Annotated in this window: 11 protein-coding genes and 1 other RNA gene; 6 read left to right on the top strand and 6 right to left on the bottom strand. The window is 44.0% G+C overall.

Annotated elements, in window-relative coordinates; translation table 11 throughout:
* Positions 1-251: 251 nt before the first annotated feature.
* Both K6V21_RS13560 and pelA read right to left on the bottom strand, forming a co-directional pair.
* Complete coding sequence (locus tag K6V21_RS13560; RefSeq protein WP_224318936.1) at positions 252-1,253, bottom strand: IS110 family transposase; 1,002 nt, start codon at positions 1,251-1,253, stop codon at positions 252-254.
* A gap of 544 nt (positions 1,254-1,797) precedes the next feature.
* The gene (gene pelA, locus K6V21_RS13555) at positions 1,798-3,843 is read right to left on the bottom strand and encodes a pectate lyase (protein WP_224322043.1); all 2,046 of its coding nucleotides are present in this window, start codon (positions 3,841-3,843) and stop codon (positions 1,798-1,800) included.
* 286 nt (positions 3,844-4,129) lie between these two features.
* Here pelA and K6V21_RS13550 point away from each other — a divergent pair, with 286 nt between their 5' ends.
* From K6V21_RS13550 to K6V21_RS13540, 3 genes are all read left to right on the top strand, one after another.
* A complete protein-coding gene (locus K6V21_RS13550; protein ID WP_224318935.1) occupies positions 4,130-8,434 on the top strand; it encodes a hybrid sensor histidine kinase/response regulator transcription factor in 4,305 nt (1,434 codons plus the stop codon).
* Between the two features lie 116 nt (positions 8,435-8,550).
* On the top strand, positions 8,551-10,062 hold the full coding sequence (locus tag K6V21_RS13545; RefSeq protein ID WP_309493905.1) for a pectinesterase family protein: 1,512 nt from the start codon (positions 8,551-8,553) through the stop codon (positions 10,060-10,062).
* A 70-nt stretch (positions 10,063-10,132) separates the two neighbouring features.
* Complete coding sequence (locus tag K6V21_RS13540; protein WP_224318933.1) at positions 10,133-13,156, top strand: glycoside hydrolase family 2 protein; 3,024 nt, start codon at positions 10,133-10,135, stop codon at positions 13,154-13,156.
* 70 nt (positions 13,157-13,226) lie between these two features.
* Here the strand turns inward: K6V21_RS13540 and ssrA are convergent.
* The 3 genes from ssrA to K6V21_RS13525 all read right to left on the bottom strand — a co-directional run bounded on the left by ssrA (position 13,227) and on the right by K6V21_RS13525 (position 14,378).
* Positions 13,227-13,624: a transfer-messenger RNA gene (gene ssrA / locus K6V21_RS13535) on the bottom strand.
* Positions 13,625-13,710: 86 nt separating this feature from the next.
* Entirely contained in the window at positions 13,711-14,025 is a 315-nt protein-coding gene (locus tag K6V21_RS13530; protein WP_118462012.1) for a helix-turn-helix domain-containing protein, read from the bottom strand.
* Positions 14,026-14,033: 8 nt separating this feature from the next.
* Positions 14,034-14,378: a type II toxin-antitoxin system RelE/ParE family toxin gene (locus tag K6V21_RS13525; RefSeq protein ID WP_217715108.1), complete on the bottom strand. Its 345-nt coding sequence runs from the start codon at positions 14,376-14,378 to the stop codon at positions 14,034-14,036.
* Positions 14,379-14,567: 189 nt separating this feature from the next.
* Here K6V21_RS13525 and K6V21_RS13520 point away from each other — a divergent pair, with 189 nt between their 5' ends.
* The 3 genes from K6V21_RS13520 to K6V21_RS13510 all read left to right on the top strand — a co-directional run bounded on the left by K6V21_RS13520 (position 14,568) and on the right by K6V21_RS13510 (position 20,064).
* Positions 14,568-17,399, top strand: coding sequence for a beta-glucosidase (locus K6V21_RS13520; protein WP_224318932.1), 2,832 nt, complete (start codon positions 14,568-14,570; stop codon positions 17,397-17,399).
* Positions 17,400-17,493: 94 nt separating this feature from the next.
* Entirely contained in the window at positions 17,494-18,609 is a 1,116-nt protein-coding gene (locus tag K6V21_RS13515) for a lactonase family protein (protein ID WP_224318931.1), read from the top strand.
* A 390-nt stretch (positions 18,610-18,999) separates the two neighbouring features.
* Positions 19,000-20,064: a DUF4831 family protein gene (locus K6V21_RS13510; RefSeq protein ID WP_217715000.1), complete on the top strand. Its 1,065-nt coding sequence runs from the start codon at positions 19,000-19,002 to the stop codon at positions 20,062-20,064.
* On the opposite strand, the gene K6V21_RS13505 is transcribed toward K6V21_RS13510, so the two are convergent.
* A complete protein-coding gene (locus tag K6V21_RS13505) occupies positions 20,014-20,397 on the bottom strand; it encodes a PqqD family protein (protein ID WP_217714998.1) in 384 nt (127 codons plus the stop codon). The genes K6V21_RS13510 and K6V21_RS13505 overlap by 51 nt on opposite strands.
* Between the last annotated feature and the right edge of the window lies 1 nt (position 20,398).

Here is a 20,398-nt window from a genome sequence, read left to right as displayed (position 1 = left end):
TTGCATGTAAAAGGAAAAGGAAAGAAAGTAAAAAGGCACGTAAACCTTTACGTAAACAGAGATTACAAAGTTTCAATTCTATTGATTGTCCTGTAGCAAAACATATAGGCATAATTCCTTTCTGTAAGGTTATGAATGAATTAATTCACCACAGAGTAACACAGAATTCTAAGACCTGAGCAAATAATTCGGTCTAAAAACACTGTTAATAAAACCAAACGAGTAGTGGAGCGTAATGCTTCCCTGCTCGTTTATTCTTTATACGTGATTAAATCAACAAAGGGTGTCCCTCTTCTGACTACTGCAAACATTCTGCACACAAGTTTAAACTTTACCGCATTCAGCACTACTCCATGTTCTTTTCCCTCTTTTCTTTTCCTTTCATAATACTCTTTGAGTTCCTTATCCCATACAACGGCCGATCTTGCAGCCTGCGATAGATCCGCTTTCAATAGTCTGGCTCCCGTAGCACATACCCTTGTTTTCCCTTTCACACTGGTTCCTGAAGAATGTTCAAAAGGGGCAATACCCAGATAACAGGCATATTGCCGTGCGGTTTCAAATGCCTTGAAATTATTAGTATGTATGATTGTATTGATGGCATTAACACTACCAATCCCTTTAATGCTGTTAAGAAGCTGATAGTTTAAGTTCATAGTCGGATCAGAGCTGACAATCCCGTGCATCTCATCTTCTACGCTTTGAATTTGTTTTTCCAGAATCTTAACCATTTCTTCTGCCCGCCTGCTCGTAGAGGTGGACTCCCGGTCTTTTCTGTCCGTGATAAATCCCTTGTTTTCAGTCAGATGCTTAACCAGGCGTTTCCTTTCGGACGACAAGTCACGCAAGATAAGGACAGCACTGCCGGAAAGTTTGGAATAGGTCAATTCATCCCGATGCAAGTAACCGTAGTAAGCTATCCGCTCGGCATCCACACGGTCATTCTTTCCACGGACAAGCCCCAGAGAACGCTTTAAATCCAGAGGAGTGAAAGAACTGTAATCTTGTTTACATGACTCTAAAAACAGACATAAATCATAGCTGTAAATGCCTGTATTCTCCAAGCAGATGACAGTCTGTTTAGGAGAAATACGCTTCTGCTTCATCCAGGCAAACAATGCTTGATAACCCGTTTTATTATTCGAGACTTGCTTGTAGTTTGTCTCATCCGCATGTTTCTTTGCGGGATCGTAAATAACAACATCAAGTGTTTTTTTACTGATGTCAATGCCAATAAACCATTTCTTTTTCATAACTTCGCATTACTTATTTGAAGTTAACCATAGGTTGAACTCACTAAATCCTTTAATAGGCCAACGACCTAAAATTCTAATTGGGACGATTCAACTGAAAAGGGAGGCAGGACTAGTTCTGTGTATAGGGCTTCTGCCTAGATCTCACAATAGGTCACCCGCTTCCCTTGGTTAACTCTTATTAACTACAAAGGTAATATTTCAACCCTAAGTTTTAGTAATGCAAATCTAAAGGAGTCTCACAGAGTTTAATCAATTTGAAATCAAAAAAATAGAACTCCGTGAGACTCTGTGTTACTCTGTGGTGAAAACTCATTTCTGCACAGTTACGAGAAAGCTTTCGTTCCACTTCATAGGAACATTTGTTTCCTTATTGTGAGACATTTGTTTCTTAGGTAAGACACTTTTATTTCTTGCTTGAGAAACCTCTGTTCCACAGGCAAGGCACTTTTGTTTCAAAATGAAGAAACTAAATGAAACTAACAGAGGCACGACAAAGCATCAGTATCTCCCTTTTCTCTTGCCAAGAGGTTTATTCTATTTGTCAATAGGCCAGCACAGACCACAAATCGCGTATTCGCTGCTCGGGATCCCACTTACCGTCGAACGTCCATCGGGCAGTGATGCCGTAAAATGCCGGTGCACTCTCCGCCTGTTGCAGATTATTGTCCAACCAACCGCTATGACCTCCCTGACGATGACAACCATAGTAATAAACACGCTGTCCCCACGGACAAGGATCGAGCACTTTGTCCGAATAAGCATAACCAATATTGCAGTCCAGAATCTGTTCCGACATCTGACAATTGATAATAAAGAACTGCGAATCATGATGCCAACGTCCGAGAATAGTGGGCGATTCAGCATCAAAGGACGAATTAGTGATTACCAGTTTCTTACTCTTATCACCCCGACCGTCATGCCAGATCAGTGCACGGCCATCGCCGTAAAACCGGCAGCGAGTGGCATAACACCATCCGCGCGGACAAAGAAAATCCACTCCGGGACAACGCAGATAAAGATCGGCATGATAATACATTCCATTGCCTTTCGGCGCCCAAAGTGAAAGTGCATCATTACCATCAGCCCATACATTGCAATTAATAACAATGGTACGTGTAGCACGTCCAAAGATAGACATCTGGTGGGTGGTAGTGTTCTCAACAGTAGTTCCATAATTGTTATATACCGTCAGACCGCTAATTACACAGTCATCGGCCCCCTCTTGCAGCACAATCACACCATTGCCTACAGGTTTTCCATGATATTGAGTGATGGTCCTTGTCTTAGCTGTCTCGGCTAAAACAATCACTGTACTGTCACGGTTCTCACCTACCAATACAATGTTCGGACGGTCTATGATGACCTTTTGATTATAGTTACCTTTTAATATAAGAATCTTGAAAGGACTTACCGGTGTCTCAGGTGCTTTCTCAATGGCATCCTGAATACTTTGTCCCGGATTCACCACCACATCGAAAGCTGTACGATCCATCACCGGACGACGATACATTTCGATAATTCCCTTTTCATTAGCTCCTTTGGAATTCAGACTAACATTTACTTTGTGCTTCGGATCATATTTGGCAGCCCAGGTATCATACAGATTGAAAAGCTCGGCCGGACGACTGTTATACCAGCTGTAACCATTGCGGCGTTCCACTCCGATTTCCTCCAATCGACGTCGTGGCAAACCATCACGGTCGCAAACATAAGGTTCGCAATACTTCAAATCATAATAACGTGCCCATATCGGTCCGGCTTGCGAATCTTCCACAAGACGGGTATCCCGTACACCATGCTCTCCTGCCGACCGTTCACATCGCAAACCGGTGAGTTTATACGTATCAAACCATTTCATAGCTCCGTGGACAGCCCGCTTAACACGTGCATCGGGTTTAGGCAACGTCATAAGCAAGCGCACGATGGCAGCACTCTCTGACGAGCAATACGAGGGCAACTCGTAGGCACGTGCCGATGCCGGTTTCAAGGTTTCCCGGTCGTGCTGCTGACACCATACCGTAAGCTGTCCATCAGTTACGATCTGTGTTGCCAGAATACATTCAATTCCCTTATCAAAAGCTTTCGACAGCCGTTGACGCATTGCCTTGTCGGTGAGGTCACCATCATAAGGAAATTCAGCAGTCATAATGTCATGCAGTATTTCCAGTGTATTCACTATCGCATCATCATTAAAAGTAATATGTACCTGGTATCCGCGCATTTCCGGCCAGAATTGTGACCATCCGCCATTTTCATACTGACCGCTCAGAAGATACTCCACCGCCAGACGGAAGGCGTCACGGTAGCGCACATCCTTTGTTTGCCTGTATAAACGAGCCAGATAAATCATCTGCATAGTGGTCGCATTATTATCAATTGTCGAATCGTCACGGCGTGACTTCTCCTTTAAGATTTGCGCTAATTCCTCATTGCTCATCTTCTGAGTCATATCGATATTCTTCGGCCAACCACCGGTACAACGCTGAAACGCCAGCACCTGATTGCCTATGCGACGTGCTTCTTCAGTCTTGAAAAATTCATTGTTTGTTTCGCGTAAAACATTGCGTCTCGGCATTTGCTGTGCCATTGCCGAAGAGAATGCCATCAGACAACACAGCAGAATAACGGCGGCATGCGCCTTTCTGAAAATAAAAATCCGTTTCATGATTCCTGTTTTTATTTTGTTAGATAATTCTTTGCAAAAGAAGGCATTTCATAAAACATCGAATTATAATATTCAGCTTTTCCTTTATAAATTCTGAACATAGGGTATTCTTTTTATAATTTCAGGTTTAATCATTGCAATAAATCATCAGTTTATTGGTATCTGATATCTTTTCCCGATATTTGTATGACAGAAAAATACAGATACTATGTTAAAGCAGGTCATCACCATACTACTCTATTTATTCGCCCCTATGTTGTTCGGACAAAGTCTGATCAATATGAAGCACTATTCAGTGCAAGACGGATTGTCTCAAAAAAGCGTCCATAATTTTATCCAGGATGATAATGGCTATATATGGATGTCTACCTGGAACGGATTGGAACGTTTCGACGGATACTCATTCTATAATTATAAAACTTACCCGGAAAGTCCTATCCGCATAAGCAATCATCGCTTTACCAAAATTAAAAAGAGTTCGTTGAATAACATCTGGTGCCTGACTTATGATAAACGCTGTTACTTATTCAATACCCGGACATACGAATACCAGGACCCTTTCCTTTTCAACAAAAGTCTCACCAATTCAGTTAACAAATTGTATGCATTGGGAAATGGGATTACCTGGGCCGTCGGTATGCAGAATGAACTGTATCGCATAGATGAAAATAAGTTTCCGGCGACAGAGTCCGTCGAGTTATATTCCGGAAGAAATGAAAGAGACACGATCTATGGCATTACCCAAGATAAGGAGGGGGATGAATGGATTCTGACTAACAAAGGCGCTCTTATTGTAGGTCAGAAAAGCATATCTAATCTAATGCCTTTCGAATTTATGGTGGAAGTTCCCGGTGGAATTTATCTGGCCACTTCCAAAGGCTTCTTCACCCGGTATGATACTCAAAGCCAGGATGTATTGCCATGTGTTCCCGAACAACCGATATCAGAGATCACAGGATTAAAAAGTTTAGCGGATAATAAAATTGTAATTCTGCAGAATAGGAGCATTATACTTTACGATCCGGCAAATGAAAAATTCACAGTCCATGAAATGCCCATAGAAATAGATTCAGACGTATTTGAGGACAAAAAGGGGAATCTATGGCTACTGGGTGCCAACGATGGAGTAATCCTATTAGATAAGAAGAATGAAACCGCCACTTTATTGAATTATCCCAGATACTCGGAAGTCCCTTTCTATAAACCTTGTACTTTTGTGCATGAAGACGAATATGGTTGTATCTGGCTCAAACCCGCAGGAGGTGAGTTATGCTTTTACAATCCGGTAAACCGTTGCTTAGAGCAGGCATCTACTTATGAAATGGGAATGCGGAAGCCTGTTTCATTCCAGGCCTTCAGTTATGTTATCGACCGTCATCAGAATCTGTGGTATACCAAAGGAGATGGGTTTGGATACCTATCATTCCACCGGAAGAAATTCGAATATAGATTCGACAGCCATAAAGAAGCACGTGCTTTGATGGAAGATCATCAGAAGCGCTTGTGGGTGGGGTGGAAACGCAATCACAAAAAGCAATCGAGCAACGTATGTCTCTACGATCCGTCGGGACAATGGATTGGAAATCTTTCAAGGGAAGGCAAAATAGTACCTGATCCTACCGTTACCTTCAATATAGATGTATATTGCATCTACGAAGATAAAGAACATAACATCTGGTTGGGAACCAAAGACAACGGGCTTTATCTATTGCGTCCCGAAAGAGACAACAGTTACCGGATTACCCATCACCTATCGGATAAAAACAATCCGTATAGTATATCTTCCAATTCCATCTACTCCATTTTGCAAGACTCAGCAGGACGTATATGGATAGGAACTTTTGGAGGAGGCCTCAACCTGATAGAGCATTTACCGGAAAGTGCCGGTCTGCGTTTCATTCACTCCGGAAATATTCTCAATAACTACCCGATTCATGTATGTGAGAAAGTACGTTGCCTGTACGAGGCAGATAATGGAGTTATCCTGATTGGGACCACAGGAGGGCTGCTCTCTTGCTCCTCTGATTTTGCAAGACCGGAAGCCATTCGCTTTTACCATAACGTTTGTGAGGAACGCTATTCCAGTTTGAGCAACAATGACGTACTGAATATTACCCAAACCCATAATGGCAAATTATTGGTCATAACACTGAGCGGAGGAATTAATCTGTTGGATGACAGTAGCAGACTATCCGAAAAGCTGGCTTTCAAACATTATAACGCGACGAATGGGCAAGTACCCGATTTATCCCTTTCAGCAATCGAAGACTCCGAAGGCAATCTATGGATTGCTTCAGAGAATAAATTATCAAAATTGGATGCCGATATGAATCTGCTGGAAGAGTACAACGATCAGATACAAATGGCTGAGACAAAGCCCGTTTTATGTTCTTCCGGGAAGTTAATATTCGGTTCGGAATTCGGTGCATTATGTGTTACTCCCAAAGACTTGTATAAGAGCGATTTTGTACCTCCCATCGTATTCTCGCATTTGGATATTTATCTAAATAATACATCCCGCCGGCAAGAAGTATTCAATAGTACAGAAATACAATCCTTAAAGGCAGACGAACGGAACTTCACCATTACATTCGCCGCTCTGGATTACGTAAACTCTCCGGCCATAAAATATGCATACCGCATTCAGGGATTGAATGACCAGTGGATTGAATTGGGAAACAGTCATTCAGCCAGTCTGGTAAATATACCGGCAGGCGATTATCTGTTTCAGGTAAAATCGACTAACGGGGATGGAGTATGGGTAGATAACGTAACTTCTTTACCCATACATATCGAACCCACCTTTTTCGAAACAATCTGGGCGATATTGCTCTATATTGCCATAGGTATTGCTGTACTGCTCATCGTAATATATATCGTAATCCGCATCACTAATTTGCAGCGCAGAGTAGATTTCGAACAACAGCTTTCCAATCTGAAGCTACGCTTTTTCACTGATATTTCTCACGAGCTTCGCACTCCACTTACACTGATAGCCAGTCCGATAGATGAAGTCATCAGTAATGAGAAACTATCTGACGCAGGCCTGGAGAACATGCAGGTTGCCAAAAGAAATACAGACAGAATGCTACGGCTAATCAATCAGATACTGGATTTTCGTAAGATACAGAATGATAAGATGAAAGTGATGGTAGAACAGTTGGATGTGATTCCTTTGATAATGAAAATCTATGAGAATTTCACTTCCATGGCCCACAAACGACATATAGAATTCCAGTTACACTGCAATCTCAATTCTTTCGTGATGTACACAGATGTGGATAAACTGGAGAAGATTCTCTTTAATCTGTTATCCAATGCATTCAAATATACATCCAATGAGAAAAGGATAATCTTATCCGTAACCGGCGAACAAGATCACCTGTACTTACAGGTAAAAGATGAAGGACGTGGTATTAATGCCCAAAAGATCAATCAACTGTTCACTCGTTTTGAAACTTTAGACGAGGCTGATCCGAACCTCTCGACAGGCATTGGACTGTCTCTGGTGAAAGAATTGCTGAACCTGCTGCATGGCACCATAAAAGTAGACAGTAAATTAGGCGAAGGCAGTACCTTTTCCGTCAGGTTGCCAGGAAACTATGAGACCTTCAGTGCAGACAGCAATGTAGAATTTATCCTGAATGACAGTGAGAATTCTGAATTGCAGAGAGAGAATGACGGAAACCTCATGGAAGATGAAGATAAAGAAACCCGGATTCTGATTATTGAAGATAATGAAGAACTACGTCATTTTATATGCAATGTGCTAAGCAAAGATTATGTGGTTTTTGAAGCGGAAAATGGAAAGCAAGGATTAGATAAAGCCCTGGCTGAAATGCCGGATATCGTGATCAGTGATATTATGATGCCCGAAATGGATGGAATAGAGTTCTTGAAAAGAGTAAAAGCAAACAGCAACATCTGTCATATCCCCGTTATTCTATTATCAGCCAAGTCTTCATTAAGCGATCAGATTCAGGGATTGGAGTATGGTGCGGACGAATATATTACCAAACCTTTCAGTTCCACCTATCTGAAAGCGAAAGTAGACTCCCTGCTCAAGCAGCGGCAAATGCTATATGATTATTACACCTCTAAAATAAAGAGAGAAAAAATAACGAATATAACAGACCAGATAGAATCTGCCACTCCTCAGGTAACTCATTTTGATGATGACTTTATCCGGAATATACTTCAGAGTATAGAAGAAAACATTCATAATCCGGACTTCAAGATAGACGACCTGGCTGAAGCTATGGGAATGAGCCGTACAGTATTCTATCGGAAAATGAAATCCCTGATGGGAGTTTCACCTGTAGACTTCATGAAAAGTATGCGCATAAAACGGGCCGTTCAGTTATTGGAACAAGATCAATATACAGTTTCCGAAGTGGGATATATGAGTGGATTTGCAACTCCCCAGTATTTCAGCAAAGTGTTTAAAGAGACCATGAATTGTACTCCCAAAGAATATAAACTGAAAAAACATCCTGATGAACTGAAATTGTAATGAATCGCACAGATATTATAAAACGAAATTGGGAGGATGGCCTATATTTGCACTCTATATAATTTCCCAAAGAACTACTAAATTAAGAGATAACAATGATGAAACCTTTGTTTGTTATGCTGGCTGTACTGCCTTTTCTGTCGGCCTGCAACCAACCTGTATCACCAAACGCCGAACTGTTTCCGGCTGCCGGTGCAAAAAATGTAAATCCGGATACCCATCTGGTACTGGCTTTCGCGGACACCCCCATAGTAGGTGACTCCGGAATGATACGCATTTATGATGCGATGTCACACCAGATAGTAGACAGCCTGGATCTGAGTATTCCTCCCGGACCTACCGAAAGCCGTACGTATGGACCGGAATGTGATTACACCAAGATACCTTACGACTATACACGCACCCACATGCCTACCAACAGAGATACCCGCCCCGGTACCCCTTCAGGTACGGCAGAGCCTACCCCACCCGATTACCAGCTGAACATCATCGGTGGATTTACAGATGCGTTTCATTTCCATCCCATCATCGTGCGCGATTCGACGGCAACCATCTATCTGCACAACAATATGCTCGACTATAACCATAGTTATTATGTCACCATAGACGAAGGTGTTCTGACTTTACCCGACCACAGTTTCCACGGTATCAGTAAAGAGCATAACTGGAGTTTCAAAACTAAAGACTCCGCTCCCGCTTCTACAGACACACTGATTGTAGATGCAACCGGACAAGGTGATTTCAACACCGTACAAGGAGCACTCGACTTTATTCCCGATTTCAGTCAGAAACAAACCGTAATTCTGATACAAGCCGGTGACTACGAAGAACTGGTATATGCCCGGAACAAAACAAATGTAAAGATTAAAGGTGCAGGAATGGAGCGGACCCGGGTACACTATGCCAATAACGAAGTTTTCAATCCTCATCCCCTGACAGTGAAAACCAACGAATGGCCGGGCACATTCCCGTCCAGAAGAGCCGCTTTCATGCTGGATAATTGCAGCGACATCCAGCTGGAAGACCTGACCATAGCTACCGATCTGCATGGACAAGCTGAAGGTCTGCTACTGAACGGTGAACGTATTGCCCTCTACAGTGTACACATCATCGGTTCCGGAGATGCACTACAGGCAAACGGAACAATCTATATGGAGTCGTGTGAGCTGGACGGAGGTGGTGACACCATCCTGGGACGTGGCAGTCTGTTTGCCTACCGCAGTAACTTCCGCAACAACGGAGGAGCATTCTCCTGGGTAAGAAACACAGCGGGAAATCATGGTAATATCTTTGTAGAATGTACTTTTGCCGCCCCCGACGGAAAGAAGGCCGACTACGGACGCACCAAGAGTAATCACGGAACCGCTTACCCGGACGCAGAGTTTGTGGTAATCAACTGTAAGGTGAAAAATATTATCCCACAAGGGTGGAGTGCTATTGGTGAGAAAAGTTCCCAGATGTATGAGTTCAACACTTGCGATATGGAAACAGGCAAACCGGTGGATGTATCACAACGCCATGCCTATTCACGCCAACTGGATGCGCAAAAAGACGCAGCCCTCATTGCGGATTATATGAATCCGACGTTCGTATTGAAAGGATGGAAACCTTTCAGTTATTTGAAATAGCGAGCGCATCGCGCGATAGTAAGGCAGAAGCCTTCTCAAAAAGACGAATCACTTACACCTATTATATAATATGAACCGAAAATCCCTGTTATTCATTGCGGGAGCAGCCCTGAACATTTTCATCGGCTCCTCTCAGGAAAGAGTAAACCTCGACTTGTCCTCCCACCCGTGGAACATCACCTTAGACCGTGCAGCTGCCTGGCAGAATGATGAGTTATATCTTCCACCGGTAGATATCAAAGCATTGCCTGCAAACACTCCGACAGGGGGCTGGCAATTATTGAAACATCCCGATAAAACAGGTATCAATCTGCCTGCCACAGTAGAAGAGCACCTGTGGGGATGGAACGGACAGACATTCGGAGTGACAGGAAACTATACGGGAGTTTCCTGGTTTGAAACTGAAGTAGACATTCCTGCCGAATGGAAAGACAGGCGGATTGCAATGAAGATCGGCTCCGTGAGGTTCCGCGCTGAAATATTTGTCAACCATCAACTGGCAGGATATGATTTAGTGAACAGTACTCCTTTCTCCATCGACATCACTCCTTTTATAGAACCGGGCAAGAAGAATGTAATCACTTTCCGGATTACAGATCCTAACGGGAACTTCAATTGGAAAGACTCACAGGTTTATACCTGGGGAGTATATCGCACCAATCCCTCACACGGCTTCGGTGGTATTACGGGAAAAGTGGAACTGGAAGCTACCGGAAAGCTTTATGTGAAAGATGTATTTATCAAAAACCAACCGGAACCGCATACCATTGAAGTAGAAGTCAGGGCAGCCAATGAAACCGGAGCTTCTGTCACAAACAAGGAACTATGTCTGGAAATCAAAGAACATCCCAACGGACAGACCGTATACCGCAAGAATATCCGCCTGGAATCGCTGAAAGAAGGTGAGAACCTGCAAACTTATCAAATCAAAGTGCCCAATGCGCACTTATGGAGTGTAGACTCGCCCCGTCTCTATGACCTGAGAATTTCTCTGAACGACGATGCCGTAACTGAGCGTTTCGGTTTCCGTTGGTTCGAAATAAAAGATATAAAAGGAGACCGGCAATTCTTCCTGAACGGCAAACGAATCGTATTACGGACAGCTATCTCGTGGGGATTCTGGCCTTATAATGGTATCACTCCTTCCGATGAACTGGCCAAACGGCAAATTACGATTGCCAAAGAACTGGGATTAAACATGCTGAACTTTCACCGGAATATCGGGCAAACCAACATTCTGGACTATGCTGATGAATTGGGATTACTCTATTTTGAAGAACCCGGAGGTAATCAGTACCCCATCAAAAACTTCAATGACAACGACAAGCAGAGTAATTTCTATTTTGCCTACCGCAACGAGAAACTGGCACGCATGATAAAGCGGGACCGTAACCATCCGTCACTCATCATCTACAATCTGCATAATGAACGTGGCGCTTATCCCCAGACTCAAGATTATGACCAGATGCGCATGGCACATGCTTTGGACCCTACCCGCATCCTGACTTATAATTCAAGCAACGGAGAAAATCCGGCAGAGGAACACAACACGCGTTTCAAACTGCATCTGATGCCTTATGACACTACCTTCTACGACTATGGATGGTATGACCGGCATCACGCAGGCGGTCCCGGATGTTATCATGACAACTTATATCTGAGTAAAGATAACTATCACCGTTTCTCCGATCATAAGAAAGAAATTGTATACTGGGGTGAAGACGGGGCAATCGGTACTCCTCCACGCCTGCAACTCATCCGCGAAGATATCCTGAAAAGCGGCAAGATGAATAGTTGGGAAGCGGACGATTATCTGCAATGGTATGACGCCTACGACCGTTTTCTGAAAGAGAAAGGGTTCGACAAAGCTTTCCCCACAGTGGATGACCTGACGCGTTCCATGGGAAATGTTTCTTTCTATTATCAGGGAAGGATCATAGAGAATATACGGATCAGTAATACAGTAGATGCGTATGCCGTAAATGGTTGGGAAAGTATGAAACTTGAGAATCATTCGGGCATCGTCGACAATTATCGTTTCCCGAAAGGAGATCCGGAAGTCATGGCCCGCTACAATGCTCCTCTTTATCTGGCTGTCAAAATGAACCGCAAGGTAGTGAGTACAGGAGATACAACGTTGGTAGACACTTACATTGTGAACGAAAAGAATCTGAAAGGTTCTTATATACTGAATCTGGTAGCCAAAGATGAAAGTGGAAACGTAGTGGCCAGTCATAAGGAACGGGTGACAGTGAAAGGTGGAAATAACTACGGTCAATGCCTGCAAAGCGGTTGGGCATTTATACCGAAGAGTAAAGGTTATACCCGTATAGAAGCTTCCTTACTGAAAGGTAAAACAGAATTGGTAAAGGGAGATGATCTGTTGTTTGCGGTTGAACTGAATACGAAAGGCATCACAACACGGGGCAGTGTAGCCGATACGACGGGAGCTCTGGTAAACTTCTTACGTGGTGTCGGCATGGAGGTTCCGGTTTACAAAGGTGGCACCCCTGAAGGAGATTATCTGCTGGTCGGCGCTTATGAACCTACGCAATGGGGCAGTGGCATGAGCGACATCATGGAATGGGTATATAAAGGACATACTCTGATTATTGTAGACAATCCGGAACGTTGGGCAGAATTCCTGGCAGATAAAGAGGTACTGGACTATCGTGGTTCGAAGATTCTGGGTAAATCATGGTATGGAGGTAATTTCTTCAACCGGGAGCATCCTATCTTTATGAACCTGCCGGCAAATAGTGCTTTCAACTGGGAATATCAATGCTTTGCCACGTACAACCGGCGTCGTATCGGTTTGCGGTGTTTCAATGGTGAGACACTTGTAGGCTGTGTTTCCGACCATAAGAAAGAGGTATATTCAGCCTTACAGGTGATACCGGCAGGAAGTGGAAAAGTAATTATCACTACGCTGGATATCCCTGCCTGTATCAAAGGAATCAAGGAGTATACCGCACCTGTCGATTTGGATGGTATGAATGAATCTATGAATACATTCAATACGAAAAGTGAAAACCGGGCTAATGTGGTAGGACAACAGTTGCTACTGAATCTATTGAAGGAAGTTTATAGATAAGAGTATTCAGAAGACAAAAAACTGGATAAAAAGAATGAAAGCTCTGATTATTTCAGAGCTTTCATTCTTTTGGTGGACCTGGAGGGAATCGAACCCTCGTCCAAACGAGGAAATCATAAGCTTTCTACATGCTTATCTTTGCTTAGATTTTCGAGCAACGGCAGAACCAAAGCCATCAACCATTGCCTTATCCTTTAAAGTTTCATTCTCGCCTCAAGGCCGACAAGAACTATCCCCGATGTAACTGCACCACTGGATCGGAATGCTTCGGAGCAACAGCTTCCGAGTGATGTCTCGTCCCAGCACCTGGTACCGGGATTAAGCTCGATCTACTATGATTCGATTAAGCAGCAAGAGCGTATTGTCTTTCGCCAGATAAAATTTTGAAGACTGAGATTAAAGTGCAAATCAACGACGCACTGCATGCTTACTTACTATTTCTACCCGCTGTCAAATCCAGTCAAGCCCAGAATACATACGGTTTTTAGAAATCGTGGGGCAAAGATAAGAATTCTTTTTTTATCGAATGCTTTTTCTTTGCAAATATTAAAACCTTAACACAAGGCTATCTTTCCCAAGCTATCTACTTCTAACCTGGCACTCAATCCCATTGCCTTGAAAAGCTTTATCACTGTAGCAAAGGTTAAGTTCTTACCGTTTTCAATCCTTGATATTTGAGCTTTCTGTACGCCAACAAGTTTACCTAAGTCTTCTTGAGTTAAGTTTTTGGCTTGCCTCGCTTGCTTAATAGCTTCTCCTATGAGAAATAGATCTAACTGTTCCTCATACCTGTCACGCTCCGGAGTACCTCTTTTACCTATCAACTCATCCTCAATCTCCTCTTGCGTATAAAATTTCATTTCTTTCATAACTACACTTATTTGAGTTCAAAATATTCTTTCATTATCTTACTTGCTCGCTCTATTTCCTTGATAGGCGTTTTATCTGTTTTCTTAATAAACCCATGAGAAGCAATTACTAATGTATCCACCTCTTTCGTTTTATCCCAGAAAGCCAATAGACGATATTGCTTACCATCATATAATGTTCTAAACTCCCAAAGATCAGTGCCTGTTAACTTTTTGAACAGTTTGGGATCAATTGTATAACTTGCTTTACGTGCATTACTAATAATCTTTTCCCTTGCTTTTGAAGTTATCCTTTGCAGAAATTCTTTGGCACCAGCCGAGTAAACAACTTTAAATCTTTCTTTTGCCTCCATGTGTTTATGATTGAACACTGCAAAGGTAGCAAATGTTTCCATAAATAGAAACTTCACAAGTCTTTTTTAGAATAAAACAAGTCGTCCGGACAATAAGGACTATTGTAATGAACGATATTATCCTCACTCCTTAGACTAAAACCTGTACCTTTGGCAACAGAAGATAATATACACGAAAATATAAATATCATGAAGAAACTAATTGCAATGACACTACTGCTCGGAGGCAGTACTCTGCTCTGCGCACAAAAGGCCGTGAAGATACCGGCTGTGTACAAACCCGTCAAAAGCGAAATGTACAAAAAAGGCTGGATTGATTTCAACAAAAACGGAGTGAAGGATGTATACGAAGATCCAAATGCCTCACTGGATGCACGTATCGAAGATCTACTCAGCCAGATGACACTGGAAGAAAAGACATGCCAGATGGTAACCCTCTACGGTTACAAACGTGTACTAAAGGACGACCTCCCCACCCCTGAATGGAAACAAATGCTTTGGAAAGACGGTATCGGTGCCATCGACGAACACTTGAACGGTTTCCAACAATGGGGACTTCCCCCATCGGATAATCCCTATGTATGGCCGGCATCCCGCCATGCCTGGGCACTGAATGAAGTACAACGCTTCTTCATAGAAGAAACGCGTCTCGGCATCCCCGTAGATTTTACGAACGAAGGTATCCGCGGAGTAGAAAGTTACCGTGCAACCAATTTCCCCACACAACTAGGATTGGGACATACCTGGAACCGCGAACTGATACGCCAGGTAGGATTAATCACCGGACGGGAAGCCCGTATGCTGGGATATACCAATGTGTATGCTCCCATTCTCGATGTCGGTCGTGACCAGCGTTGGGGACGCTATGAGGAGGTATATGGGGAATCTCCTTACCTCGTTGCCGAACTGGGTATTGAAATGGTACGCGGCATGCAACATAACCATCAGGTAGCAGCAACCGGAAAACATTTCGTTGCTTACAGTAACAACAAGGGCGCCCGCGAAGGTATGGCACGTGTAGACCCGCAAATGTCACCACGCGAAGTGGAAATGATACATGTCTACCCCTTCAAACGGGTGATAAAGGAAGCGGGACTATTGGGAGTGATGAGTTCGTACAATGATTACGATGGTGTCCCCATACAAGGCAGTTATTATTGGCTGACTACACGCCTGCGTGGCGAGATGGGATTCCGGGGGTATGTGGTTTCGGACAGTGATGCCGTTGAATATCTTTATACCAAACACAGCACCGCCAAAGATATGAAAGAAGCCGTGCGTCAAAGTGTAGAAGCCGGTCTGAATGTACGTTGCACCTTCCGGTCACCGGATTCATATGTATTGCCTTTGCGCGAATTGGTAAAAGAGGGCGGACTAAGCGAAGAAGTGATTAACGACCGTGTACGTGACATTCTGCGTGTAAAATTCCTCGTAGGGCTGTTCGATGCTCCCTATCAGACTGACCTTGCAGGAGCCGATAGAGAAGTAGAGAAAGCTGAAAATGAATCTCTTGCACTGCAAGCCTCACGCGAAAGCCTCGTCTTATTGAAGAATGAAAACAACGTGTTGCCATTGGATATCAACAACGTGAAGAAGATAGCAGTTTGCGGCCCCAATGCGGACGAAGAGGGATACGCACTGACACACTACGGTCCTTTGGCAGTAGAAGTAAACACAGTGCTGGAAGGCATTCGCCAAAAAACTGAAGGCAAAGCAGAAGTGCTCTATACCAAAGGCTGTGACCTTGTAGACGCCAACTGGCCGGAAAGTGAACTTATCGACTATCCGATGACAGATAGCGAACAAGCTGAAATCGATAAAGCAGTAGAAAATGCACGTCAGGCAGATGTAGCCGTAGTCGTATTAGGAGGCGGACAGCGTACCTGCGGTGAAAACAAATCTCGCAGCAGCCTCGATCTTCCGGGACGACAACTGAAACTACTTCAAGCTGTACAAGCAACCGGAAAGCCCGTCGTACTGGTGCTGATTAACGGTCGCCCGCTATCCATCAATTGGGCAGACAAGTTCGTTCCCGCTATTTTAGAAGCATGGTATCCGGGTTCCAAAGGTGGAACAGCAGTAGCCGATGTGCTCTTCGGAGATTATAATCCGGGCGGAAAACTGACAGTCACTTTCCCGAAAAGTGTCGGACAAATTCCTTTCAACTTCCCCTGCAAACCTTCTTCACAGATTGACGGTGGAAAGAATCCGGGGCCGGATGGAAACATGTCACGCGTCAACGGTGCACTCTATTCATTCGGATACGGTCTGAGTTACACCACCTTTGAGTATTCCGACATCGAAATTAGTCCGAAAGTAATTACACCGAACCAAAAGGCAACCGTACGCTGCAAAGTAACAAATACCGGAAAACGTGCAGGCGATGAAGTGGTTCAGCTGTATGTTCGCGATATCCTGAGCAGCGTTACCACTTACGAAAAGAATCTGGCAGGCTTTGAGCGTATCCACCTGCAACCGGGAGAAACGAAAGAGGTAGTTTTCACCCTCGACCGCAAACAGCTGGAATTACTGGATAAGCACATGGAATGGGTGGTGGAACCGGGAGACTTCAGCATTATGGTAGGTGCTTCTTCCGAAGACATCCGCCTGAGTGGAAAATTAACAGTAGAAGATCCAAACGCCCCCATGCAAGCACAGGCAAAAACGGATGCTCCCGTAACTGCCAGCACCAATCCGGAAAGTGTAATGAACGTGCTCGATAAAAAAATGAATACTGTTTGGGAAGGAAATAAAGGAGATTATATTACCTTTGCCTTGGAGAACGGCTCCAAGGTAGATGGCGTTTCCATTGCATTCAGCAGAGGCAACGGTCTGCCGGCGGAGTTTGAAATCCAGCTTTCAAGTGGCGGCGGACAATTCCTGACAGTTTATTCGGGTACAGTCAGCGAATACGGAAAGTTGATTTCATATACGTTCAAAGGAACTACTGCCAGCGACTTGCGCATTGTACTGAATGACGATCGTGTAGGAGTGGCGGAAGTGGATTTTAATGAAGAATGAGGAATAAGGAATGAAGAATTTTGCTGAGTTATTTGAATATGCCGCAAGGTCATTCTTCATTCCTCATTCTTCATCAAATAAAAATTATAGTATCATGAGAAAACTTCTTTTCTGTATGCTTGGATTAGCAATGACAGCCTGCGCACCCCGCAAAGCGGGAAACGTAAACAACGGAAGTGACGAACTCGCCATGCTGGTAGGTACGTACACCGATGGAAACAGCAAAGGTATTTACACCTTCCGCTTCAACCAGGAAACGGGACTTGCCACCTCACTCAGTTCTATCGAAGTGCTCAACCCGTCTTATCTCATCCCTTCGGAAGATGGAAAGTTTGTCTATGCCGTCAGCGAAATGAATGACACAACAGCTGCTCTCAATGCTTTCTCCTTCGATAAGGAAACAGGGAAACTCAGTTTGTTGAACCGCCAGCCCACTATGGGAGCCGATCCCTGCTACGTTGCCACCAATGGAAAAGAAGTACTCACAGCCAACTATAGCGGAGGTAGCATGTCTGTCTTCCCGCTGAAAAAGAACGGTTCATTAGAGCCTGTCGATACGCTTTTTGAAGGTAGTACCGGCGGACCGGACACTGAAAGACAGGCAACACCCCACGTGCATTGCACTGTCTTCTCTCCGGATGGAAAATATATCTTTGCCACTGACTTCAGTGCCGACCGTATCCTGCGCTTTGTCATACATCCGAAGAGTATTATCCCCCACCCTTCTGCCGAAGCCATTGACGTAGATCCTAATTCCGGTCCGCGTCATCTCACTTTCAGCCCGAACGGCAAGTACGCGTATCTTATCAGCGAATTATCCGGTAATATCACCGCTTTCAGCTACTTGGATGGCAAACTGGAAAAGATACAGACCATTGCAGCCGACACACTTCGTGCACGTGGCAGTGCCGATATACATCTCAGTCCCGACGGGAAATACCTGTATGCCAGCAATCGCCTGAAAGGTGACGGTCTTGCCATCTTCGAAGTAAATCCGGAAACCGGTATGTTGGCAAAGGTCGGCTATCAGTTGACGGGGATTCATCCGCGTAACTTTATTATCACCCCGAACGGGAAATATCTGTTGGCCGCCTGCCGCGACAGTCATGTCATTCAGGTATTCCAACGAGATCCCGTAACAGGTCTGTTATCAGATACGCATCAAGACATCAGTATTGATAAACCTGTTTGCATCCAATTCGTAAAATAACCGGGTAAAAGCTTGACTTCCGGTTTTTAATTTCGTATATTTGTCATCGTAATCCTGATTTAGATTTAGGGTCACAGATAGTAACAGGGAAAAGCATTTGCTTCTCCCTGTTTTTTTATATCCGATACCTTTTCAGAGCAAAAACATACTTCTTTAAGGCAAATTACATCATCTATTGAGGCAAAACAAACTATCTAATGATACAAAACATACTATCTAACGAGGTAAAACATACTATCTAATGAGATAAAACATACCATCTTATGAAGCGAAAAGCACCGATACCTCCCTTAGATGGTCGATTCTGTTAATATTCCGTAATTCTACTCTTGACAAAAATAACTTCATTAACTTTGTCCCTCAACCGAAATCGTTTAAATAACGCGACTTATGAAGAAAAAGAATATAGTATTACTCTCAGCCCTGTTGTTCTCCGTTTCTGCCATAGCGCAAACAGAAGTGACGGCAGGTGTCACGCGTGGCAAGGATTACGGCGTAACTTACGTACTTCCGAAAACGGAAATCGAACTTACCGTACAAGCCACCAAACATACCTACACTCCCGGAGAATTCTCCAAGTATGCCGAACGCTATCTGCGGCTGAACAACGTCTCTTCCGAACCGGAAACTTATTGGACACTGGACAAGATGCAGACAGAAGTAATCGGTGTACCCGATAAAGAAAACGTATATTTCGTGAAGATGAAAGACAAAACCGTAGCCCCGCTTATCGAGTTGGGTAAGGATGGTATTGTCTACTCCATCAACATGCCGCTGGGTAGCGGACAACGTAAGACAACTCCGACCATTCAACCCAAAGTTACAGGTAACACTCCGAACGTCAATCCCCGAGACTTCCTCACAGAAGAAATCCTGATGGCAAACTCAACGGCTAAAATGGCGGAACTGGTAGCCAAAGAAATCTACAGTATCCGCGAAAGTAAGAATGCCCTGTTGCGCGGTGAAGCAGACAATATGCCCAAAGACGGTGCGCAGCTGAAGCTCATGCTGGACAACCTGACTTTACAGGAACGTGCCATGACGGAAATGTTTGCAGGTAAAGTGACCACAGAAGAGAAGATATACACCATTCGCATCGTCCCCAAAGAGATGAAGCATGAAGTTGCCTTCCGCTTCTCTAAGAAACTGGGTATCGTGGCCAACAACGACTTGGCAGGTGAACCGGTCTACATTACAATAGCCGATCTTAAAAGCATTAATATACCCGAAGCCGATCCCAAGAAACAAGTGGACGGCATTGCCTACAACGTACCGGGCAGAGCACGTGTTACATTAGACTATCACAATGAGGAACTGTATAATGCAGAAATTCCTGTTACGCAATTCGGTGTAGTAGAATACCTCGCCCCTGTCCTGTTCAACAAGAATTCTGTGATAAAAGTATTATTCGATACCAATACGGGAGGTTTGGTTAAAGTAGACAGAGGAGAGTAATTTTATAAATCCATCTTTCCGTAGTTGCATCACATAGGTCGTGACCCGTGAAGCGTAATTCTCATCAGGATGGAAGTGATCGGCAAGCAGTGAGACAATCTCCTGCACCGTACGCCGTCCGTCTATCAGCCGCCACACAGCGCTGCCGTGTTCTTCAAGGCGGACATGAATATCAGGAGACATACTCTTCGGCAACAAAAGCCTGCGCATCCACTCATACTTGAACCGAGGATAGGAGATTACAGCGTAATCTCCTTCCCATTCGGTCAGGATGTGGTCGCAACGAACCGGAATAGCATCCAGCAGACTGACTTTTCCTTCAGGTGTTTCCATA

The organism is Bacteroides cellulosilyticus, assembly GCF_020091405.1.
Taxonomy (GTDB): domain Bacteria; phylum Bacteroidota; class Bacteroidia; order Bacteroidales; family Bacteroidaceae; genus Bacteroides.
Note: the sequence above shows the minus strand (reverse complement) of the source record. Positions and strands in the feature narration are given on the sequence as shown.